At 70.6% G+C, this 25414-nt stretch carries 1 protein-coding gene (cut by both window edges); it reads left to right on the forward strand.

This entire window lies inside a single protein-coding gene on the forward strand: locus LZ199_RS03660, encoding a non-ribosomal peptide synthase/polyketide synthase (RefSeq protein ID WP_253992234.1). The 43251-nt coding sequence extends 14848 nt beyond the window's left edge and 2989 nt beyond its right edge, so the window shows coding positions 14849–40262, spanning codon 4950 (partial) through codon 13421 (partial); the first complete codon in view begins at window position 3. Both the start codon and the stop codon lie outside the window.

The following is a 25414-nucleotide window of genomic DNA, read 5'->3' on the forward strand; positions in this document are numbered from 1 at the left end:
CGCCCCTGGCCGGCGCCGACTCGCTCGCCTACGTCATCTTCACCTCGGGCTCCACCGGCCGCCCCAAGGGCGCCATGAATGCCCACTCCGGCATCGTCAATCGCCTCCTATGGATGCAGCAGCAGTACGCGCTGACGGCCTCCGACACCGTCCTTCAGAAGACTCCCTTCTCCTTCGACGTCTCCGTCTGGGAGTTCTTCTGGCCTCTCATGACGGGTGCGCGGCTCGTCCTCGCCAAGCCCGGTGGACACCAGGACCCCGCCTACCTCGTCCGCCTCATCGCCGAGCAGCGTGTCTCCACCCTCCACTTCGTCCCCTCCATGCTCCGCGCCTTCCTGGAGGAGCCGGGACTCGAGAAGCTCTCCGGTCTGCGCCGCGTCGTGTGCAGCGGTGAGGCCCTCACCGCCGACCTCGTCGCTCGTGCCCACTCGCGCCTGCCTGCCTCCGCCGAGGTCCACAACCTCTACGGCCCCACCGAGGCCGCCGTCGACGTCTCCTTCTTCCACTGCGCTCGCGGCTCCTCTCGCACCTCCATCCCCATCGGCAGGCCCGTCGCCAACACCCGCCTCTACGTCCTCGACTCCCACGGCCAGCCCACTCCCCTCGGCGTCCCCGGTGAGCTCTTCATCGGCGGCGTCCAGGTCGGCCTCGGCTACTGGCGCAGGCCCCAGCTCACCGCCGAGCGCTTCATCCCCGACGCGTTCTCCGACTCTCCCGAGGCTCGCCTCTACCGCACCGGTGACGTCGCTCGCTGGCTGCCAGACGGCACCCTGGAGTACCTCGGCCGCTCCGACTTCCAGGTGAAGCTGCGTGGCTTCCGCATCGAACTGGGCGACATCGAAGCCGCGCTCCTCTCCCACCCCTCCGTGCGCGACGCCGTCGTCCTTGTCCGTGAGGACTCCCCCGGTGACCAGCGCCTCGTCGCCTACGTGGTCCAGGAGCCTTCGTCGTCGGACACGACCGGGCTGAAGGACCACGTCGCGGCCCGACTGCCCACCTTCATGGTGCCCTCGGCCTTCGTGACGCTCCCGGCCTTCCCGCTGTCCCCGAGTGGGAAGCTGGACCGGAAGGCACTCCCGGCCCCGGTGGCACCGACTCCTTCCGGAGGCACCCCCGTGCCCGCCGCACCAGAACGACTCACGCCCTTCCAGCAACGCGTCGCGACCGCCTTCCGCGAGCTGCTGCGTGTCGAGCACGTGGGCCTGCATGACGACTTCTTCGCGCTCGGCGGACACTCGCTGCTGGCGACCCAGCTCGTCTCTCGCATCCGCACCACGTTCGGCGTCGAGCTGCCCGTGCACGCCCTGTTCGACGCGCCCACCGTGGCCCGCGTCACGGAGCTGGTCGAAGAGGGAATGCTCTTCCGGTCGACACCGTCCCAGGTGCCACCGCTGCGTCCCATTCCGCGTGACGGGGAGCTGCCGCTGTCCTTCGCGCAGCAGCGCCTGTGGCTGCTGGACCAGGTCCAACCCGGAGGCACCCAGTACAATGTCTCAGGCGCGGTTCGCCTGGAAGGCACGCTGAACCCCGAGGCGCTGCGCCAGGCCCTCGACCTCCTCGTCTCCCGTCACGAGCCGCTGCGGGCAACGTTCGCTTTGAAGGACGGTCAGCCCACCCAGACCATCCATCCACACAAGCCTTGGAGCCTGCCGCTCGTCGACCTCACCGACGTCGCTCCCTCGGAGCGCGAGGCCGCGGCCCGCAAGTACGCCGCCGAAGAGGCCAGCCAGCCCTTCGACCTGAGCACGGGGCCGCTGTTGAACACCGTGCTGCTGAAGCTCGACGCGGAGCTGCACGTCCTCGTCCTCGTCATGCACCACATCATCTCGGACGGCTGGTCCCTCTCCGTGATGGTGCGTGAAGTGGCCCTGGCCTACGAGGCCTTCTCCACCCAGAAGGCCCCCGCGCTGTCTCCGCTGCCGGTGCAGTACGTCGACTTCGCGGCGTGGCAGCGCCAGTGGCTCCAGGGCGAGACGCTCGCCAAGGAGGTCTCCTGGTGGAAGCAGCGACTCGAAGGCGCGCCTCACGTCCTCGACCTGCCCACCGACCGGCCGCGCCCCGCGCTGCGCACGCCGCAGGGGGCCTCGCACACCCTCCAGCTTCCACGCGAGCTGGTGAACCGCATCGTCGCGCTCGGACGGCAGGCCGGGGCCACGCCCTTCATGACCTTGCTGGCCGCGTGGCAGACGCTGCTCTCGCGCTACAGCCGGCAGGAAGACCTGCTCGTTGGCTCCCCCATCGCGGGCCGCCGCCACGGTGAGCTGGAGGGGCTGGTCGGCTTCTTCGTCAACACGCTGGTGCTGCGCGCGCGGGTGCGTCCGGAGGACTCGTTCCGCGCGTTGCTCGCCCAGGTGCGTGAAACGACCCTCGCGGCCTACGAGCACCAGGACCTCCCCTTCGAGCGGCTCGTTGAAGAGCTGCAGCCGCAGCGAGACCTCGGACGCGGTCCGCTCGTGCAGGTGGTCTTCGCGCTCCAGAACACGCCCACGCCGGCGATGAGCGTGCCGGGCCTGACGCTGCGTCAGCTCGACGTGGACAACGACACCGCGCGCTTCGACCTCGGCCTCGTCCTGGTGGAGGAGGCGGACGGGCTGCGCGGCGTCATCGAGTACAGCACGGAGCTGTTCAACGCTCCCACCGTGGCTCGGCTCGCGGGCCACCTGCGCAACCTGCTCGAAGCCGTGGTGGCAGCTCCGGACCGCCCGCTCTGGACCCTGGACCTGCTCTCCGCGGAGGAGCGCCGTCAGCTCGTCGTCGAGTGGAATGACACCGTGCGGCCCTACCCCGCGGAGGCCACCTTCGTGGACGGGTTCTCGCGACAGGCGAGCCTGCGCCCGGAGGCCATCGCCCTCGAATCCGGCGATCAGAAGCTGACGTACGCGGAGCTGGAGGCACGGGCCAATCGCTTCGCGCACCTGCTGCGCTCTCGCGGCGTGGGCCCCGAGGTCCTCGTGGCCGTGTGCCTGGAGCGCGGCTTCGACGTCGTCGTGGCCATGCTGGCCATCATGAAGGCCGGCGGCGCCTACGTGCCGCTGGACGCCGCCTACCCCGCCCAGCGCCTGGCCTTCATGGTCGAGGACGCGCGGCCGAAGCTGCTGGTCTCCTCACGCGTGCTCGGGCAGCGGCTCTCGCTCCCCGACACGGGAATGGAGCGCCTGTTCCTGGAGGAGCTGACGCTGGACTCGTGGCCCGCCACGCCCCCCAGCCCCGAGGCCGGTCCCCGCGACCTCGCGTATGTCATCTTCACGTCGGGCAGCACGGGGCGGCCCAAGGGCGTCGCCATCGAGCACCGGGGCCTGCTGCGCCTGTGCCACGCGGAGCGGTATGCGCGGTACGGTGCTCGGGAGACCAGCATCCTGCTGGCGCCCATCTCGTTCGATGGCTCGGTGCTGGAGCTGTTCCCCTCGCTGCTGCACGGCGGCCGAGTGGTCATCTACCCGGCCAACGCCGTCCCCAGCGACCTGGACACGCTGGGCGACGTCATGGCGCGCCACGGCGTCTCGTTCACCCACCTGCCTTCGGGGCTCTTCGCGCAGCTCGTGGAGCACCGCCCCGATATCCTCGCGCGCCTGAAGGAGATTCACGTCGGCGGCGAGGTCCTCTCGGCGCCCCATGCGCATCGAGCGCTGTCGTCGGTGCGCGGGTCGATGACCAACGCCTATGGACCCACCGAGGTCTCGGTCATCGCCACGACGTACTCCCTCCAGGGGCCCATGCCGGGGGGCGTCTCGTTCCCGATTGGAACGCCCCTCGACAACACGCAGGCGTATGTCCTGGATGCTCGGCAGCAACTGGTGCCCGTGGGTGTCCCTGGCGAGCTGTACCTCGGTGGCCCGGGCGTGGCCCGAGGCTACGTGTCGCGCCCGGACCTCACCGCGGAGCGCTTCGTCCCGAATCCCCACGGCGGCGTTCCCGGTGAGCGGCTCTACCGCACCGGAGACGTCGTCCGCTGGCGGGCCGAGGGAGTGCTCGAGTTCATCGGTCGCACGGACCATCAGGTGAAGATCCGTGGCTTCCGTATCGAGCTGTCCGAAGTGGAAGCCGCCCTGGCCGCGCAGCCCGCGGTGCACGAGTTCGCCGCCATCGTTCGCGAGGACGTCGCGGGGGACAGGCGACTGGTGGCCTACGTCTCCGCGCGGGAGGGCCAGACGCTGGACACGGCCGACCTGCGCGCGGGGCTGCGCCAGCGGCTCCCCGAGTACATGGTGCCCTCGGTCATCGTCACGCTGCCCACCCTGCCGCTCAGCTCCACGGGCAAGGTGGACCGCAAGGCGCTGCCGAAGCCGGACGCCGCGTCCACCGGACGACAGGGCCGCTTCGTCGAGCCCGCGAATCCGCTGGAGCAGCGCATCTCCGCCATCTGGGCGAAGGAGCTGGGCACCGAGCGCGTCGGCGTGAATGACCACCTCTTCGAGGAGCTGGGTGGCACCTCCCTCTCCGTGGTGCGGATCGCCGCGCGCCTGCGGGAGGAGCTGGGCCAGCCCCTGCCCGTGGTGTGGCTGTTCGAGCACCCCACCGTGCAGGGCCTCGCGCGCGTGCTGGAGAAACAGGGCGCGGAGGCCGAAGCCGAAGCCACTGCCGCGACACCGCGAGCGGTGCCCGAGCCTCAGCGTCCTCTGTCCAGGCCTTCCACCTCCGGGGCCATCGCCATCATCGGCATGGCGGGTCGCTTCCCCGGCGCGAGGACCGTGGATGAGTTCTGGCGCAACCTGCGCGGAGGCGTGGAGTCCATCTCCTGGTTCAAGCCCGAGGAGCTGGAGCGCATGCCCGGCCTCCCCGAGGGCATCGACCTGAAGCAGCACCCGGCGTTCGTCCCGGCCGGCGGCGTGCTCGAAGGCGCGGACCAGTTCGACCATGCGTTCTTCGACATGTCGCTGCGCGAGGCGCAGTGGCTGGACCCGCAGCAGCGCCTGTTCCTCCAGTCGGCCTGGACGGCGCTGGAAGACGCGGGCATCGACCCCGAGCGCTTCCCCGGGGCCATCTCCCTGTACGCGGGGGCCATCGACTCCGGCTACACGGAGGCGGTGCGCGCCACGGTGCCGCTGGATGGCGCCGCGCTCTTCGAGCTCTACGGCACGGCCACCCACGAGAGCCTGGCGACGAAGACGTCCTTCAAGCTGGGCCTCACCGGTGAGAGCGTCCTCATCCACACCGCGTGCTCCACCGGTCTGGTGGCCGTCCACCTGGCCTGCCAGAACCTGCTCGCCGGCATGTCCGACGTGGCCATGGCTGGGGCGACCCGACTGTCCGTGCCGCAGCGCACGGGCTACGTGTACCAGGAGGGAATGATTCTCTCGCCGGACGGGCACTGCCGCTCGTTCGACGCGGCGGCGCAGGGCACCGTCTCCGGCAACGGCGTGGCCTGCGTCGTCCTCAAGCGACTCGAAGATGCACAGCGGGACGGCGATGCCATCCACGCGGTGATTCGCGCGACGGCGACCAACAACGACGGGCGCGACAAGTCGGGCTTCACCGCGCCGAGTGTGCAGGGCCAGTCCGCGGTCATCCGGCAGGCGCTCGCGCGCTCCGGCGTGTCGGCCTCGGATATCGGCTACGTGGAGGCGCACGGCACGGCGACTCCGCTGGGAGACCCGATTGAAGTGACGGCGCTCCAGCGCGCCTACGGCCTGGGGCCCGAGCACCGGGGCACCATCGCCCTGGCCTCGCTCAAGTCGAACGTCGGCCACCTGGATACCGTCGCGGGCCTCGCGGGCCTCATCAAGGTCGCGCTGTCGCTGCGGCACGGGGAGATTCCTCCGAGCCTGCACTTCGAGCGCGCCAATCCGCAGATTGATTTCGACGCCACGCCTTTCTTCGTCAACACCACCCTTCGGCCGTGGCCGAGGAGCGAGACCCCGCGGCGCGCCGCGGTCAGCTCCTTCGGTATTGGCGGCACCAACGCCCACGCCGTGCTCGAGGAGTCCACGATGTCTCCGAGCGGCAGCAGCTCCCGCACGCATCACCTGTTCGTCCTGTCCGCGCGCACGCCCGAGGCGCTGGATGCGGCCTCCAAGCAGCTCGCCTCCCACGCGGAGACACATGCCGAGGCCCTGCCCGTGGCGGATGCGGCCTTCACGCTCGCGGTGGGCCGCAAGGTCTTCGAGCACCGCCGCGTGGTGGTGGCTCGCGACGCGGCCGAGCTGTCACGGCAGCTCCTCAAGCCCTTCACGCCGACGAAGGTGAAGGACCCGGAGGCCGCGCGGCGGCGGCGCATCGCGTTCATCTTCCCGGGCCAGGGGAGCCAGCAGCTGGGCATGGGACGGGAGTTGCTCGACACCGAGCCCACGTTCCGCGCGCATGTCGAGGCGTGCCTGGAGTTGCTGACGCCAACGCTGCGCGCCCAGGTCCGCGCGTTGCTGACCTCCGCGCCGGGCCAGGAGGCGGAGCACGCGGGGTTGCTCGCGGACACTCGCGTCGCGTTGCCCGCGCTGTTCACCGTCGAGTGCTCGCTCGCGCGGATGTGGATGGACTGGGGCATCAAGCCCTACGCCGTCCTGGGACACAGCTTCGGTGAGTACGCGGCGGCTTGCATCTCCGGCGTGCTGTCGCTGGAAGATGGGTTGAAGCTGGCCGTGGCCCGAGGCGAGCTGATGCACCGGATGCCTCCGGGCGCGATGCTCGCGGTGGCGCTGCCTGAGTCGCAGGTCCAGCCGCTGCTGACGGGCCGGTTGTCGCTGGCCGCCGTCAACGCGGTGGACCGCTGCGTCGTCGCGGGTCCCGTGGCGGAGGTGGAGCAGCTCCAGGAGACGCTGAAGCGCCGGGACGTCGGGGTGGTGCGGATGCCCGCGCCCCATGCGTTCCACTCGGCGGACGTGGAGCCGTTGATGCCCGAGATGTCGCGGGTGGTGGCCTCGCTGCACAGGTCCGATCCGACGCTGCGCTACGCCTCCAGCGTGACGGGCACGTGGGCGCGGAAGGGAGCACTGGCTGAACCCCAGTACTGGGCCGACCAGATGCGCCAGCCCGTGTTGTTCGCCGATGCGGTGGGCGTGTTGCTCGAAGAGGGTTGCAGCGTGTTGCTGGAGGTGGGACCGGGTCAGGACCTGACGCCGCTGGTGCGTGCGTCGCTGGGCCAGGACAAGGACCGGGTGAAGGCGCTGGCCACGCTGCGACGGGGCAGCGCCACGCCGGAGCACGCGAGCCTCCTCGCGTCCGTGGGTGAGCTATGGACCCAGGGCGTGGAGGTGGAGTGGTCGGCCTGGTTCGCGCACGAGCAGCGCCACCGCCTGCACCTGCCCACGTACCCGTTCCAGGAGAAGCGAGTCTGGGTGGAGGCGAAGCCAGGGACTGCTCCCGCGCAGTCGCTGGTCGTCTCAGAGGCCGTGCAGATGAAGGCCGCTTCCGGGGCACTGACTCCGAGCGCGGCACCTCCGTCGGGAACGGTCATGGCCTCCGGGCAGGAGACCCGTAATCTCACGACGACGGCACCGATGCCCCCGCCCGCGTTGGTCACTCCGTCGGAGTCTTCGGCGTACAGACCCACGCACGTGGCACCGTCGGACTCCGCGGGCTCCCGGCCCGCGCACGTAGCCCCAGTAGCGCCCCCTCCCCCCCCCGTCGCGTCCGAACCTGAGCCCGTATCCGTCACGCCGGTTCGCGAGGATGCACCGCGCGGTGCCATCGAGGAGCGACTCGCGGGGCTGTGGCGTGAGCGGCTGGGCCTGGAGTTCGTGGGTCGCGACGACGACTTCCTGGAGATCGGCGGCAACTCGCTGATGGCCGCGCAGCTCCTCAACCAGGTTCGCGAAGCGTTCGGCGTACAGCTTCCACTCGCGGCCCTGTTCGAGGCTCCCACCGTGGCCGGCATCGCCCAGCGACTGGAGCCCCTGCTGCGGCAGGCCCCCGTCGCGGCGCCGACGCGAGAGCTGCCCCTGGTCCCCCTGCCCCGCACGGGCGAGCTGCCACTCTCCTTCGTCCAGGAGCGTGTCTGGCGCCTGGAGCAGCACCTCCCCGGCCTCTCCGCGTACAACATCCCCTTCGTCCTCCGGCTCGAAGGCGACCTGGACGCGGCCACGCTGGCACGCGCGGTCCAGGAGGTCGTCCGCCGACACGAAGCCCTGCGCACGACGTACGACGTGGTGGACGGCCGACCCGTCCAGCGCTTCCACGATGACGTGCGAATCCCCCTCCCCGTCGTCGACGTGCAGGGCGCCACGGCCGAGCTGCGCGAAGCCGAGGCCATGCGCCTGGCTCGCGAGGAGGCGATGCTCCCGTTCGACCTGGTGAACGGGCCCGTCATCCGGACCTCGCTGCTCCGGCTGGAGCCTCGGCATCACCTGCTCCTGGGCAGCATCCATCACGTCGTCTGCGACACCCTCTCCACCGCGCTCTTCATCAACGAGCTGGTGCAGCTCTACGGCGCCTTCAAGCAGGGCCGCCCGTCGCCCCTGCCCCCGCTGCCCATCCAGTACGCGGACTTCGGCGCATGGCAGCGCGGAGGCATCCGCGAGGGCCGCTTCCCCGAGCAGGAACAGTGGTGGCGCCAGCGGCTCGCGGGCATGCCGCGTCAGCTCGAAGTGGCCACGGACCGCAAGCGCCCCGCGAGCTGCCCGCTCACCTCCGTGCGTCTGCCCGTGGAGTTCCCACGCGCCCTCGCCCGCGAGCTGGGCGCGTTCGGCAAGCGCGAGGGCTTCACGTCGTACATGCTGGTGCTCGCCGCTTGGCAGACGCTGCTGCACCGCTACAGCGGGCAGACCGACATCATCGTCGGCACGCCCCTGGGCAATCGCACCCGACCGGAGCTGTTGCCGCTCATCGGCTACGTGGCGCACTCCGCCGCGTTCCGCACCAGCTTCGCGGACGACCCGACGTTCCGCGAGCTGCTCAACCGCGTGCGACAGGAGCTGAACGAGGTCCAGTCCCGTCCGGACGTGCCCTTCGAGTACCTCGTCGAAGCGCTCGTTCCCGGCAAGGACATCGGTCGTGGACGCATGACGGACACCGTCTTCGTGTTCCACAGCGGCATCGGTGGCGGCGCGGCGGCCCTGGAGATGACCGGGGTGCGCGGCTCCATCGTCGAAGTCCCGGACGGCCCCGTGCAGTGGGGCACCACCCTGTCTGACTTGACGCTCGTGCTCGGTGACGAATCCGGCCGCGTCCACGGTGCGCTGGAGTATGCGACGGAGCTGTTCGACGCGGAGACCGCCGGCCGGATGGTGGCCCATCTTCACGTGCTGCTCGCGTCTGCGATGGCTCGGCCGGATGAGCGCGTCTCGCGGCTGCCCCTGGCCACCGAGGAGGACCGCGCCACCTGGCCCGTGCCGCGTCCCGTGCGCGCCTCCACCTCCGTCCCGGCCCAGCTCGCCGAGCGCTCGAAGCAGAACCCGAGCACCGTGGCCGCCATCATCGGCGACCAGTCCTGGTCCTGGGCGGAGCTGAACCGCCGCGCGGAGAATGTCGCCGCGCGACTTCGCGCCACCGGTGTGACTCCCGGCGCCCCCGTCGCGGTCTGCCTCCCTCCGTCCCCCTCGAAGCTGGCCGTCCTCTGGGGTGTCCTCGAAGCCGGAGGCGCGGTGGTGGCACTCGGCGCCACCGACCTGGGGGGGCTCGCGACCTATGCGCCCCAGGGTGCCGCTTCGCCCCTGCTCATCACCTGGCGTGGGGTCGTCACCTCCTCGAAGCTCGATGCCGCGCGCACGCTCTACGTGGAGGACCTCCTCGAGTCCTCCGTGCCCGCGAGCACGAGCGCTCGGGGGACCCGCGCGGACGCGGCGGCCTGGCTGCTGCCTTCGGGCGCGGGCCAGCCGGCGTGGACGTTGGACCACCACGCCCTGGCGGAGCTGTTCACCGCGATGGATGAACGCCTGCGTCCATCGGAAGGTGGGACGTGGCTCGCGGCGGTCGACACTTCGACGGAGCGTCCCGAGCTGGAGCTGTTGTGGGCGCTCTCACGCGGCCTGCGCGTGGCGTTCCCCTCCGAGCAGGTGTCCGCGCGACTGGTCCGACTGCAAGGCGGCGGTCCTCGCACCCAGCCGATGGACATGAGCCTCATCTACTTCGCGAACGATGAGGACTCGATGACGGGTCCCAAGTACGAGCTGCTCGTCGAGGGCGCGAAGTTCGCGGACGCCCATGGATTCTCCGCTGTCTGGACCCCTGAGCGACACTTCCACTCGTTCGGCGGCCTCTATCCGCAGCCGGCGGTGGTCGCCGCGGCGCTGGCCACCGTCACCAAGCACCTGCACCTGCGCTCCGGCAGCGTCGTGCTGCCCCTGCACGACCCCATGCAGGTCGCCGAGCAGTGGTCCGTGGTGGACAACCTCTCCGGCGGACGCGTGGGCTTGTCGGTGGCTACGGGCTGGCACGTGGCGGACTTCTCGTTCGCCCCGGCCAACTTCGAGGACCGCCGCAACATCCTGATGAAGCACCTGGCGACCCTGCGCTCCCTGTGGCGGGGCGAGAAGGTCAAGCGGCTGGGTGGCGGCGGAGTCACGGTGGAGGTCGGCCTGCGTCCGAAGCCCGTGCAGAAGGAGCTGCCCGTCTGGCTCACGGCCGTGGGTAATCCGGAGACCTTCCGGCTGGCTGGCGAGGTGGGCGCGGGCGTGCTCACCGGTCTGCTCGCGTTGTCCATCGACGAGCTGAAGCAGCGGGTCGCCCTGTACCGCGAGGCCTGGCGTCGCAATGGCCATCCAGGCCGAGGCCACGTCACGGTGATGCTGCACGCCTTCATCGGGGACGATGAACAGGAAGTCCTTCGCACGGTGCGCAAGCCGCTGATGGGCTACTTCCGCAGCTCGGCGGAGATCACCGCCACGCTGCTCGCGGCCCAGGGACACCAGGGAGAAATCGACAAGGTCTCCGAGGAGGACATCAACACCCTCCTGGAGCACACCTTCGAGCACCACGCGAAGGGCACGGGCCTCATCGGCACGGTGGAGAGCGGCTTCAAGCGGCTGCTCGACGTGCGAGTGGCGGACGTGGATGAAATCGCCGCGCTCATCGACTTCGGGCTCGAGACGCCCGTGGTGCTCAAGGGGCTGGAGAAGCTCTCCGCCATCCGAGACCGGCTGATAGAGGAGGCCGCCACGCGCCAGGAGCAGGTGCTGGTGGAAGGCGACCAGGGCGTGGGCGAGGTGCTGGAGCTGGCGCGCCAGTCCAGCCGCGTGCTCCTGCACACCTCCGCGCGCCTCGCGCGTACGCTGACCGAGCTGCCCGGGGCCCGTGAGGCGCTGGGCCCCGTGGGAGCCCTGGTGCTCGATGGGGCTTCTCCCGAGCTGGCCGCGACGCTGCATCAGAGCTCCGGGTTGCAAGTCCTGCTCGCGGGCGGCGCGCGTGAAGGCGCGCTGGTGCCCCGAGGCCCCGAGGAGCGCATCCCCTCCGGCCTTCGTCCGTGGATTCTCGACGGCGCGGGCCAGCCCGTTCCGGTGGGAGTTGTCGGAGAGCTGGCGCTGGAAGGCGCGGGCCTGCCTTCGGGCCTGTGGCGCTCCGAGGAAGAGGAGCGTCGCCGGCTGGTGGCGCATCCGCTGGGAGGCGCGTCGCAGGTGTTCCGCACGGGTCGTCATGCGCGCCTGCGCGCGGATGGCCGCGTGGAGAACGTCCAGGTCCAGGTGCCCAAGCCGCCCGCGCCCGCCGCCAAGGCGTCACCCCCGAAGACAGAGCGCCCCACGCCCCGAGCCGCCACGGCGCCCACCCCGTCCACGGGGATTCCGAGGGCGCGTCGCGACAGGCCGTTGCCGTTGTCCTTCGCGCAGCAGCGTCTCTGGTACCTCCAGCAGCTCGACCCGACGAGCACCGCGTATAACAACAGCTCCAGCTTCCGGCTCGTGGGCCCGCTGGACACCGATGCGCTCCAGGCCGCGCTGAACACGCTGGTGCAGCGTCACGAGGTGATGCGGACCACGTACCAGCTCACCGAGAACGGCGCGGTGCAGATCATCCATGCCGGGGGTGGCCTGCCCATGCCGCTGGAGGAAGTGGCCGGAGCCACGCCCGAAGCGCGCGAGGCCGAGCTGCTGCGCCGCTGCCAGGAGAACGGCGCGAAGACGTTCGATTTGGACAAGGGCCCGGTCATCCGCGCGGTGTTGCTGCGCATGGGGCCACAAGACCACGTCCTCAACATGGTCATGCACCACGCCATCTCGGATGCCTGGTGCTCGCTGGTGCTCGCGAGAGAGATGTCGGTGCTCTATGCCTGCTACAGCGCGGGCATTCCCAACCCCTTGCCCGAGCTGCCCGTGCAGTACGCGGACTACGCGGTCTGGCAACGGGAGTGGCTGGAAGGCGCGATCCTCGATGGTCAGATTCGCTGGTGGAAGGACCAGCTCGTCGGCGTGCCCGCGCTGGAGCTGCCCGTGGACCGGCCGCGTCCGGCGGTGCAGTCCTACGAGGGCGGCAGCCTGCGCTTCGTGTTGAGCCGCGAGGTGACGGAGCCCCTGCTCGCCCTGGGTCGAAAGGAAGGCGCCACGTCGTTCATGGTGATGCTGGCGCTGTACCAGGCGCTGCTGGGCCGCCACGCGGGTCAGGACGACTTCGCCGTCGGCATCCCCATCGCGGGCCGCACGCAGCCGGAGACGGAGGGCCTCATCGGCTGCTTCGTCAACACGCTGGCCATGCGCTCCCAGCTCGAGGGGGCGCCAACCTTCCGCGAGCTGCTGGGCCGCGTGAAGAAGCAGTCGCTGGGCGCCTTCTCGCGCCAGGACGCGCCCTTCGAGCGATTGATTGAAGTGCTCCAGACGCCGAGAGACCAGAGCCGCACGCCGGTCTTCCAGGTCGTCCTCAACGTCATCAACACGCCCCCCGCGGAGACGTCGCACCAGACGCTCAAGCTGAGCCAGCTCGACATCGCCACGGGGACGTCGAAGTTCGACCTGAGCCTGGAAGTCGTCGAGGGCCAGGGCGAGCTCGCCTGCCGCTTCGAGTACGCCGCGAAGCTCTTTGACGACGCCACGATGGAGCGCCTCGTCGAGCACCTCAACGTGCTCGCGCGCACCGTGGTGGCCTCACCGGACGTGCCGGTGCAGCGGCTCCCGCTGATGGGTGAAGCGGAGCGGCGCCAGGTGCTGGTGGAGTTCCAGGGCCGCGCCGAGCCCTTCCCGCGCGACGTCTCCCTGCACTCGCTCATCGAGGCCCAGGTCCTTCGCACTCCTGGTGCCGAGGCCGTCCGCTTCGAGGACTCCGCGCTCTCCTTCGCCCAGCTCGACGCTCGCGCCAACCAGCTCGCCTGGCACCTGCGCTCTCTCGGTGCTCGCCCCGGCGTCCTCGTCGGTGTCTGCCTGGAGCGCTCGCTCGACCTCGTCGTCGCCCTCCTCGCCGTCCTCAAGTCCGGCGCCGCCTACGTCCCCCTGGACCCGGCCTACCCTCGCGAGCGCCTCGCCGGAATGCTGGAGGACGCGGACGCTCCCGTCCTCGTCACCCACGAGCACCTCCAGTCCGTCCTCCCGCCTCACGCCTCTCGCGTGCTGTGCCTCGACTCGGACTCCGCCGCCGTCTCACGCCAGCCCTCGACGACTCTCCCGCCCCCGGCCGGCGCCGACTCGCTCGCCTACGTCATCTTCACCTCGGGCTCCACCGGCCGCCCCAAGGGCGCCATGAATGCCCACTCCGGCATCGTCAATCGCCTCCTATGGATGCAGCAGCAGTACGCGCTGACGGCCTCCGACACCGTCCTTCAGAAGACTCCCTTCTCCTTCGACGTCTCCGTCTGGGAGTTCTTCTGGCCTCTCATGACGGGCGCTCGCCTCGTCCTCGCCAAGCCCGGTGGACACCAGGACCCCGCCTACCTCGTCCGCCTCATCGCCGAGCAGCGAGTCTCCACCGTCCACTTCGTCCCCTCCATGCTCCGTGCCTTCCTGGAGGAGCCGGGGCTCGAAAAGCTCTCCGGGCTGCGTCGCGTCGTCTGCAGTGGTGAGGCCCTCACCTCGGACCTCGTGGCCCGTGCCCACTCGCGCCTGCCTGCCTCCGCCGAGGTCCACAACCTCTACGGCCCCACCGAGGCCGCCGTCGACGTCTCCTTCTTCCACTGCGCTCGCGGCTCCTCTCGCACCTCCATCCCCATCGGCAGGCCCGTCGCCAACACCCGCCTCTACGTCCTCGACTCCCATGGCCAGCCCACTCCCATTGGCGTCCCCGGCGAGCTCTTCATCGGCGGCGTCCAGGTGGGCCTCGGCTACTGGCGCAGGCCCCAGCTCACCGCGGAGCGCTTCATCCCCGATGCGTTCTCCGACTCGCCCGAGGCTCGCCTCTACCGCACCGGTGACGTCGCTCGCTGGTTGCCAGACGGCACCCTGGAGTACCTCGGCCGCTCCGACTTCCAGGTGAAGCTGCGCGGCTTCCGCATCGAACTCGGCGACATCGAAGCCGCGCTCCTCTCCCACCCCTCCGTGCGAGACGCCGTCGTCCTCGTCCGTGAGGACTCCCCCGGCAACCAGCGCCTCGTCGCCTACGTCACTGGAGACGCTGAGCCGCTGAACGCGGCCCTGCTCAAGTCCCATCTCCAGCCGCGTCTGCCCGAATACATGGTGCCCTCGGCCTTCACGCACCTGGGCGTGTTGCCGCTGACGCCCAGTGGCAAGGTGGACCGCAAGGCGCTCCCCGCTCCGGAGGCGCCCGTCGCGCAGCCCGGCCGGTACGTGGCGCCTCGGACGCCTCTTGAAGAGACCCTCGCCACCCTCTTCGCGCAGGTGCTCGGCATCGAGCGCATCGGGATTCACGAGGGCTTCTTCGAGATGGGCGGCCACTCGCTGCTCGCCACGCAGGTGGTCGTCCGCGTCCGGGCCGCGCTCGGCCTGGAGCTGCCCCTGCGCACGCTGTTCGAGGCCCCCTCCGTGGCCGCGCTCGCGGCGCGACTGGACGCCCGCTCCCAGGGCGCAAGCCCGGGCGAGGAGCTGCCGCCCCTGGTCCGCGTGGACCGCACGGGAAGGCTCCCGCTCTCCTTCGCGCAGCAGCGCCTCTGGCTCATCAGCCAGTTCGCGGGCGCGGTCAGCGCGTACAACATCCCGCTCGCCCTGAAGCTGGAGGGGGAGCTCGACCTCTCCGCGCTCCAGCGTGGCTTCGACGCGCTGATGGAGCGTCACGAGGCCATGCGCACCACGTTCCGCGTGGACGGCGATGAGCCCGTCCAGGTCATCCACCCGCCCTTCCCGCTCCCGTTCCAGTTCGTCGACCTCACGTCCATCACCGACGCCGAGGCACGCCAGACGGAGTCCGTGCGACTGGCCCTGGAAGAAGCGCGGCGTTCGTTCGATCTGCTCAGCGGTCCCCTGGCTCGCGCGCTCCTGCTGAAGCTGGGCGAGTCCGAGCACGCGCTGGTGCTCAACATGCACCACATCGTCTCCGACGGTTGGTCCACGGGCGTCCTCGTCCGCGAGATGGCCGCGCTCTACGCGGCCTTCCATGAAGAGCGTCCCTCTCCATTGCCCGAGCTGCCGGTGCAGTACGCCGACTACGCCGCCTGGCAGCGCGCCTGGCTCCAGGGCCCGGTGCTGGACAAGCAGGTCGGCTACTGGCGCGAGAAGCTCGCGGGCGCGCCGACGCACCTGGACCTGCCGACGGACCATCCTCGTCCGCCGCAGCAGGCCTTCCAGGGCGCCGCGGCGCTGATGCACCTGCCCCTCCCGTTCACGGAGGCGCTGGAGTCCTTCGCACGCAAGGAAGGTGCGACTCCGTTCATGGTGTTGCTGGCGGCGTTCCAGCTGGTGCTGCATCGGCACTCCGGTCAGGACGACATCCTGGTCGGCTCGCCCATCGCCGGCCGGAGGCTGACGGAGTCCGAAGACCTCATCGGCTACTTCGCCAACACCCTGGTGCTGCGCGCGCGAATCCAGCCCCAGGACACGTTCCGCGAGCTGCTGAAGCAGGTCCGGGACACGACGCTGGAGGCCTTCGAGCACCAGGACGTGCCCTTCGAGAAGCTGGTGGAGGAGCTGCACCCCGCGCGTGACGCCAGTCGCACGCCGCTGTTCCAGGTCTCCTTCACGCTGCACAACGCGCCGCTGCCGACCCTGTCCCTGCCAGGATTGTCACTGCGGCCCATGGACCACCACCACGGCGTCATCCGCTTCGACCTGGAGCTGTCCTTCCACCGCGAGGAGACCGGCTTCCGGGGCGGCATCAACTACGCCACCGCCCTGTTCGCCCCGGACACCGTGGCGGCGATGGCCAGCCACCTGCGGGTGGTGCTGGAAGAGGTCGTCAACGCGCCGGACCGCCCCCTCACCCAGGTCTCGATGCTCACCGCCGAGGAGCGGCGCCGCGTGTTGGTGGAGTGGAACGACACCGCCGTGCGCATGCCCCGCCCCGCGTCCATTCACGAGGGCTTCGCCCGACAGGTGGCGAGCACGCCCGACGCCGTGGCCCTCACGTTCGCGCAAGGGCAGCTCACCTATGCGGAGCTGGCCTCGCGAGCGCACCAGGTCGCGCACCACCTCCATGGCATGGGCGTACGGGCCGGAGCGCGCGTGGGCCTGTGCGTGGAGCGCTCGCCCGAGCTCATCATCGGAATGCTCGGCATCCTTCAGGCGGGCGCGGCCTACGTACCGCTGGACCCCACCTATCCGGCCGAGCGCCTCGCATACATCGTCCGGGAAGCCGGAGTCAGCGTGCTCCTCACCCAGGAGCACGTCGCGGACGAGCTGCCCGAATTGGGCTGCCTGCCCGTCCTGCTGGACGCGGAGTGGAGCCACATCGCGACGCAGCCGACGTCCGCGCTCGCGAGCACCGTGGGCGAGGAGCACCTGGCCTACGTGATGTTCACCTCGGGCAGCACGGGCACGCCCAAGGGCGTCTGCGTGCCCCACCGGGGTGTGCTGCGACTGGTGCAGGGCAACACGTTCATGCGCTTCGGGCCCCGGGAGGTCTTCCTCCAGCTCGCGCCCGTCGCGTTCGATGCCTCCACCCTGGAGATCTGGGGCGCGCTGCTCAACGGGGGGCGGCTGGTGCTCGCGCCGCCGAAGGCGCAGTCGCTCGAAGCGCTGGGGGCGCTGCTGAAGGACTCCGGCGTCACCGCGCTGTGGCTGACCGCGGCCCTGTTCGACCAGGTGGTGCAGCATCAGGGCGAGGCCCTGGCGGGCGTGCGACAGGTGCTCGCGGGCGGCGACGTGCTGCCGGTGCAGCGGGTGAAGGAGCACCTCGCGCGGCTGTCTCCCGAGGCCGTGCTCATCAACGGCTACGGCCCCACGGAGAACACGACCTTCTCCGCCACGCATAGGTTGAGGGCCGGGGACTCACCCGGTCGCTCGGTGCCCATTGGCCGACCGCTGTCGGCTTCGACGACGTACGTGCTGGATGAGACCTTCCAGCCCGTGCCGCCAGGAGTCCCGGGAGAGCTGTTCGTCGGAGGCGACGGCCTCGCCTGGGGTTACCTCAACCGCCCGGACCTGACGGCCGAGCGCTTCGTCCCGCATCCCTTCGCCACCACGCCGGGCGCGAGGCTGTACCGCACCGGAGACAAGGTGCGCTGGCGCACGGACGGCACGCTGGAGTTCCTGGGCCGCGTCGACTTCCAGGTGAAGATTCGCGGCTTCCGCATCGAGCCCGGCGAGGTGGAGGAGACGCTGCGGCGCTTCGCGGGCCTGCGCGAGGTCCTCGTCATGGCTCGCGAGGACATCCCCGGTGACAAGCGGCTCGTCGCCTACGTCGTGCCGGAAGCCGCGGGCGTGGAGCTGGTGGCGCTGAAGACCTTCGTCCAGCGCCAGCTCCCCGAGTACATGGTGCCCTCGGCCTTCGTCGAGCTGGCCGCCCTGCCCCTCTCCGCCAACGGCAAGGTGGACCGCAAGGCCCTGCCCCCGCCGGAGCAGCCCGCCGCGACGACGAGCGAGGACGCGGCGCCGCGAAGCCCGCTGGAGGCGCAGCTCGCGACCATCTGGGCGGAGGTCCTGCACCTGGACACCGTGGGCATCCACGACGACTTCTTCGAGCTGGGAGGCCACTCGCTCCTGGCGACGCAGGTGGTGTCGCGAATCCGCGCCACGCTGGGCGTGGAGCTTCCGCTGGGTGAGCTGTTCGGCGCGTCCACGGTGGCGACCCTGGCCGCGCGGCTCGGCTCGGCCACGGGGGTGAAGGCCCCGGCCCTCACGCGCGTTCCGCGCACGAGCGATTTGCCGCTGTCGTTCGCCCAGCAGCGCCTGTGGTTCATCGACCAGCTCGAGCCCGGGTCCACGCTGTACAACAACCCGTTCCCGCTGCGCCTGGAAGGCACGCTGGACGAGCGCGCCCTCCGCCGCACCTTCGACGAGCTGGTCCGCCGCCACGAGTCGCTGCGCACCACGTTCCGCTCCGAGGCGGGACAGCCCGTCCAGAAGATCCACCCCGCGACGTTCGTGCCTGTGCAGAAGATGGACCTGTCGCGCATCGACGAGGAGGACCTGCGCACGGCGGAGGCCTTCCGGCTGGTGAACGAAGAGGCCCGCCGTCCGTTCGACCTGGCCCGGGGCCCGCTGCTGCGGACGCTGCTGCTGAAGCTCCGGCCCCAGGAGCACATCCTGGTGCTCCACGTGCACCACATCGTCTCGGACGGCTGGTCGCTCGGCGTGTTCGTGCGCGAGCTGACGGCGCTGTACGAGGCCTTCCGTCGGGGCCTGCCGTCGCCGCTGCCGGAGCTGTCCATCCAGTACGCGGACTACGCCGTGTGGCAGCGCTCGTGGCTGCGAGGCGACACGCTCAAGGCGCAGGTCGGCTGGTGGAAGCAGCAGCTGGAGGGCGCGCCCTTCGCGCTGGACATGCCCACGGACAAGCCTCGTCCGGCCGTGTTCAACCACCGGGGCGCCGTCCTCGATGTGCGCATTCCGCTGAAGCTCTCCCAGGCGGTGGAGGCGCTGGCGAACAAGGAAGGCGCCACGCCCTTCATGGTGCTGCTGGCGACGTTCCAGACGTTGCTCTACCGGTACTCGGGGCAGGACGACATCCTCGTCGGCTCGCCCATCGCCAACCGCAACGTGGGAGACACGGAGGGGCTGATTGGCTTCTTCGTGAACACGATGGTGCTGCGCGCGCGCTTCGGTCCGAAGCAGTGCTTCCGCGAGCTGCTGGCGCAGGTGCGCGAAAGGACGCTGGGTGCGTACGAGTACCAGGGCGTCCCGTTCGAGAAGGTCGTCGAGGAGCTGACGCCTCAGCGCGACGCGAGCCGCACGCCGTTGTTCCAAGCCATGTTCACGCTCCAGAACGCGCCGCTGCCGGAGATCGTCCTGCCGGAGCTGTCCGTGTCACCGGCGGACATCGACGACACGGGCCTCGCCATGTTCGAGCTGGGACTGGACCTGTTCCGAGCCCCCGAGGGCTTCGGCGGAGCGTTCAGCTACAGCACCGACCTCTACGAGCGCGCCACGCTGGAGCGTTTCTCCGCGCACTTCCTGATGCTGCTGCGCGCCATCATCGCGTCGCCAGAGACGCCGCTGGCGGAGCTGCCGTTGCTGCCACCGGATGAGCGCCAGCAGTTGCTCCTGGAGTGGACGGGCGAGCGCGAGGACCTGCCCGTGGATGCGCGCATCCACGCGCTCATCGAGGCGCAGGTGGCCAGGACGCCGGACGCGACGGCGGTGGTGTCGGGCGAGGACTCCGTCACCTATCGCGAGCTGGACGCCCGGGCCACGCGGCTGGCGCGGAGGCTGCGCGAGCTGGGAGTCGGCCTGGAGACGCGGGTCGCCGTGTGCATGGAGCGCTCGGTGGAGCTGCTGGTGTCGCTGCTGGGGGTGCTCAAGGCCGGTGGCGCCTACGTGCCGTTGGACCCGGAGTACCCGGCGGAGCGACTGGCCTTCATGTTGGAGGACAGCGGCGCGCGCGTCGTGGTGTCGCGCGGACTGGTGCGCGAGAAGCTGGGCGACGCGGCCGGGCGCATCTGGCTGGACATGGACACCGTGCCTCGCGACGGCGACGTGGAGCCGCTCACCGTGGATGTGCCTCCTGAGGCGGCGGCGTACGTGCTGTACACGTCCGGCTCGACGGGGCGCCCCAAGGGCGTGGTGGTGCACCACCGCTCGCTGGTGAACTTCACGCGGGCGGCGTGGAAGACGTACCCCGTGGAGCCGGGAGACCGGATGCTCCAGTTCGCGTCCATCAGCTGGGACACGAGCGCGGAGGAGATCTACCCCTGCCTCACGCGAGGCGGGACGCTGGTGCTGCGCACCCCGGACGTGCTGGACGCGCCAGAGGTGTTCCTCGCGAAGTGCGAGGCGGCGGGCGTGACGCAGCTCAACCTGCCCACGGCCTTCTGGCACGAAATCACCGCGAGCCTGGAGGAGGGCCGCGCCCATCTGCCGATGCAGCTCAAGTGGGTGGTGATAGGGGGTGAGCGCGCGGCCCCCGAGCGGGTCGCCGCGTGGCGGCGCACCGTGGGCACGGCCATTCCCCTGCGCAACACCTACGGGTTGACCGAGGTGACGGCGGTGGCCACGGCGGTGGACCTGATGACCGTGGAGTCCAGCGGCTACGAGGGCGCGCGGGAGGTGCCCATCGGTCGGCCGCTGACGAACGTGGCGACGTACGTGCTCGACAGTGCCTTCGTGCCCGCACCGACGGGCGTGGTGGGCGAGCTGTACATCGGCGGCGAGGGCGTCGCGCGTGGCTACCTCGGACGCGCGGACCTGACGGCGGAGCGCTTCATCCCCAGCCCCTTCGGACAGGGCGAGCGCCTCTACCGCACGGGCGACAAGGCCCGCTGGAGACGGGACGGAGGCCTTGAGTACCTGGGTCGAGGCGACACGCAGGTGAAGCTGCGAGGAGTCCGCATCGAGCTGGGTGAAATCGAGGCCGCGCTCCGCGCTGTCCCAGAGGTCCGGGACGCGGTGGTGCAGGTGCGAGAGGACGTTCCCGGCGACAAGCGCCTGGTGGCGTACGTGGTGCCCGCGGGAGCGACACCGGAGGGGGTGCCGGAGCTCGACGCGCTGGCCCTGCATGACCAGCTCCAGCGACACCTGCCCGCGTACATGGTGCCGGCGGCCTTCGTGCCGCTCGCGGTGCTGCCGCTCACGCCCAACGGCAAGGTGGACCGCAAGGCCCTGCCCGCCCCGGATGCGAATCTCCACCGCGTCGCGCGCGCGTTCGAGCCGCCCGCGACGCCCACGGAGGAGCGGCTGGCGGAGCTGTGGCGCGAGCTGCTGCGAGTCCCGACGGTGGGCCGCCGCGACAACTTCTTCGAGCTGGGTGGCCACTCGCTGATGGCCACGCGCCTGGTGGCGCGCGTCCGCGAGGACTTCAACGTGGAGCTGGGACTGCGAGCGTTCTTCGAGGCTCCCACGCTTGCGGGGCTCGCGGAGCGCCTCTCCGGCGCGACGTCGAGCACGTCCCTGCCCGAGCTGGCAAAGCATCGCGGACAAGGCCCCGTGCCCCTGTCCTTCGCGCAACAGCGCCTGTGGTTCCTGGACCAGCTCCAGCCGGGCACGTCGCTCTACAACATGCCCGTGGCGCTGCGTCTGTCAGGACGCGTGGAGCACGCCGCGTTCGGCCGGGCCGTGGATGAGCTGGTGCGCCGCCATGAGACCCTGCGCACCACGTTCCTCGCGGTGGCGGGAGAGCCTCATCAAGTCATCCACCCCGCCCTGCCCGGAAACCTCCGGGTGGTGGACCTCTCCGGAGGGTCCGCCGAGCAGCGGGCGGAAGAGACGACGCGGCTCGCGATGGAGGACTCGACGCTCCCGTTCGACCTCGCCTCAGGCCCGCTCATGCGCACCACGCTGGTGGTGCTGGAGCCGAACGAGCACGTGCTGCTCTTGTGCATGCACCACACCATCTCCGATGGCTGGTCCCAGACGGTGCTGGTGCGCGAGCTGATCCAGCTCTACGAAACGTTCCGCCACGGCCTCCCGTCGCCGCTGCCGGAGCTGCCGATGCAGTACGCGGACTACGCCCGCTGGCAGCGCGACTGGCTCCAGGGAGAGACGCTCCAGACACAGCTCGACTGGTGGAAGGGACAGCTCGCGGGAGCCCCCGGAACCATCGACCTGCTCACCGACAAGCCTCGCCCGGCGGTGCTCTCGCACCAGGGCGCGAGCGTCCCGCTGAACATGTCACCCGCGCTCAGCAACGCGCTGGAGGCCCTGGCTCGCCGTGAACGCGTCACGCCCTTCATGTTGTTGATGGCCGGGTTCCAGACGTTGTTGCACCGGTACTCGGGGCAGGACGACATCCTCGTCGGCTCGCCCATCGCGGGGCGGCACCACGCCCGGACGGAAGGCCTCATCGGCTTCTTCGTCAACACGCTGGTGCTGCGCGCCCGCTTCGCGCCGGACCTCACGTTCCGGAGCCTGCTGGCCCAGGTGCGAGACATGACGCTCGGGGCCTACGAGCACCAGGACATCCCCTTCGAGCGGTTGGTGGAGGCGCTTCAGCCGACGCGTGACTTGAGCCGCACGCCGCTGTTCCAGGCCCTCTTCGTCCTGCAGAACACGCCGGACACGGAGGTGACGCTGCCGGAGCTGACGGTGCGAAGCGTGGACGTGGAACACACCGTGAGTCGCTTCGAGTTGGAGCTGGCCCTGGTCCGAACGCCGGCGGGCTACATCGGAGGTCTGTCCTACAAGACGGAGCTCTTCGAGCGCTCCACCGTCGAGCGCTTCGGGGCGCACCTGCTGCGCCTGTTGGAAGCGGCCGTCGCCGAAGCGGACGCGCCGCTGTCCGCCCTCTCGCTGATGACGGAGGCGGAGCGCCAGCAGGTCCTCGTCGAGTGGAATGACACCCGCGCGGACTACCCCTCCGAAGCCACCCTGCCCCAGTTGTTCTCCGAGCAGGTCAAGCGCACGCCCGAGGCCATCGCCCTCCAGTTCGAGGGCCAGCGCCTCACGTACGGGGAGCTCGACGCGCGCTCGAACCAGCTCGCCCGGCATCTGCTGTCCCTGGGGCTGGGCCAGGAGCCGCGCCTCGCCGTGTGCATCCCGCGCGGCCTGGAGCTGTACGTGGCGCTGCTCGGCATCCTCAAGGCCGGCGGCTGCTACGTCCCGCTCGACGCGGCCCATCCATCGCGGCGCATCGAGTTCATGCTCCAGGACTCCAGCGTCGTCGGTGTCCTCACCGTGAGCGCGGTCCAGGGAGTGCTGCCCTCGGGAGAGTGGCCCGTGGTGGCGCTCGACACGGACGCGGCCCGCATCGCGAGCCAGTCAGCGGAGCCGCTCTCCGTGCCGCTCGGCTCGGACAACCTCGCGTACGTCACGTACACGTCGGGCTCCACGGGAACGCCCAAGGGCGTGGCCATCACCCACCGGGGCGTGCTGCGACTCGTCTTCGGCATGGGCTTCGCGTCCCGCGAGCCGGGTGAGGTCATCCTCCAGGTGGCGCCGCTGACGTTCGACCCCACCGCGTTGGAGATCTGGAGCGCGCTGCTCACGGGAGCGCGGCTCGCCGTGTACCCGCCGAGCACTCCGGAGGTGACGGAGCTGGCCCGGGTCATCGACGAGCACCGCGTCACCACCGCGCTGCTGGCGACCGCCCTCTTCGACGTGATGCAGCAGCACGAGCCGGAGGCCCTGTCCCGACTGCCCCGGCTGTGGGTGGGTGGCGACGTGCTGCCCGTCCCCACGGCTCGCGAGCGGTTGGCGCGAGGGCTCTCGCTCACCAACGCGTACGGCCCCACGGAAGTCACGGTGGTGACGACGCAGCAGGCGCTGTCACCGGGCAAGCTCCCGGGCGACTCCGTCCCCATCGGCCGGCCCATTCCGAACACCCAGGTCTACGTCCTGGATGCGTCGCTGCGGCCTGTCCCGGTGGGTGTGCCCGGAGAGCTGTTCATCGGAGGCCCGGGCCTCGCGCGGGGGTACCAGGGACGGCCGGCGCTCACCGCCGAGCGCTTCGTTCCGAATCCCTTCGCCGCCACGCCGGGCGAGCGGCTCTACCGCACGGGAGACCGCGTGTGCTGGACGGCGGACGGCGCGCTGCGCTTCCTCGGACGCATCGACCTCCAGGTGAAGGTGCGCGGCTTCCGCATCGAGCTGGGCGAGGTCGAGGCCGCGCTGCGCACGCATCCCGAGGTGCGCGAGGTGGCCGTCGTCGTCCGGGAGGATGTGCCCGGCGACAAGCGCCTGGTGGCCTACGTCGTCACGGCCGACGGCAAGGCGCCCACGGGCGAGGACCCGAGGGCGTGGCTGCGGCAGCGGTTGCCCGAGTACATGGTGCCCGCGCACGTCATGTACCTGTCCGCGCTGCCGCAGACGACGCACGGCAAAGTGGACCGCAAGGCCCTGCCGGTGCCGGACGCGTCGGGCTTCGACATGGGGCGCCCCCACGAAGCGCCCGCGACGCCCTTCGAGTCGAGACTGGCCGAGCTGTGGACGGAGCTGCTCCAGGTCCCCCGTGTGGGACGTCACGACAACTTCTTCGAGCTGGGTGGCCACTCGTTGATGGCGACGCGACTGGTGGCGCGCATCCGCACGGACCTGGGTCTGGAGCTGGGTGTCCGAGTCCTCTTCGAGTCCCCCACCCTGGCGGGCCTCGCGGAGCGGCTCCAGCAAGGGCTGTCCACGGAGCACAAGCTGGTGGTGCTGCCGCCGCTGGTGCCCGTGCCGCGTGAAAGGCCGCTGCCGCTGTCCTTCGCCCAGCAGCGACTGTGGTTCCTGGACCAGCTCCAGCCGGGACAGGCGCACTACAACATCCCCTGGGCGCTGAAGCTCCAGGGCACGGTGGACCTGACCTCGCTCCAGCGGGCCTTCGACGCGCTGGTTCAGCGTCACGAGTCGCTGCGCACCACCTTCCGCATGGAAGGCGGCGAGCCACGCCAGGTCATCCACCCGGCGGAGTCCGAGCCGTTCCACACGGTGGACCTGACGAAGCTGCCCTCCGAGCAGCGTGAAGCAGAGGTGCTCCGACTCTCCACGGAGGACGCGCTCCGCCCGTTCGACCTGGCCACGGGGCCCCTGCTGCGAGTCACCGTGCTGCACGTCACCGGGACGGAGCACGTCCTGCTCGTGTGCATGCACCACATCATCTCGGACGGCTGGTCCATGAGCGTGTTGGTGCGCGAGCTGACCCAGCTCTACGCGGCCTACCAGCGAGGAGCGCCCTCGCCATTGCCGGAGCTGCCGGTGCAGTACGCGGACTACGCGGTGTGGCAGCGCGGCTGGCTCAGGGGCCAGGCCCTGAGTGAGCAGCTCGGCTGGTGGAAGCGCCACCTCGATGGCGTTGCCCCCGCGCTGGAGCTGCCCACGGACAAGCCCCGTCCGGCGGTCCTCTCCGCCCGAGGAGGACTGGCGTCCCTGCGACTGTCGCCCGAGCTGAGCGACGCGGTGGACGCGGCGACGCGCCAGGAGAAGGTCACACCCTTCATGCTGTTGCTGGCCGCGTTCCAGGCCCTGCTCCAGCGGTACTCGGGACAGGACGACGTGGTGGTGGGTTCGCCCATCGCGGGCCGGCGTCATGCACAGACGGAGGGCCTCATCGGCGTCTTCATCAACACCCTGGCGCTGCGCGCGCGCTTCACGCCGGAGCTGACGTTCCGGGGCCTGCTGGCCCAGGTGCGTGACGCGACGCTGGGGGCCTACGAGCACCAGGACCTTCCCTT

Source organism: Myxococcus qinghaiensis (genome assembly GCF_024198215.1).
GTDB lineage: Bacteria > Myxococcota > Myxococcia > Myxococcales > Myxococcaceae > Myxococcus > Myxococcus qinghaiensis.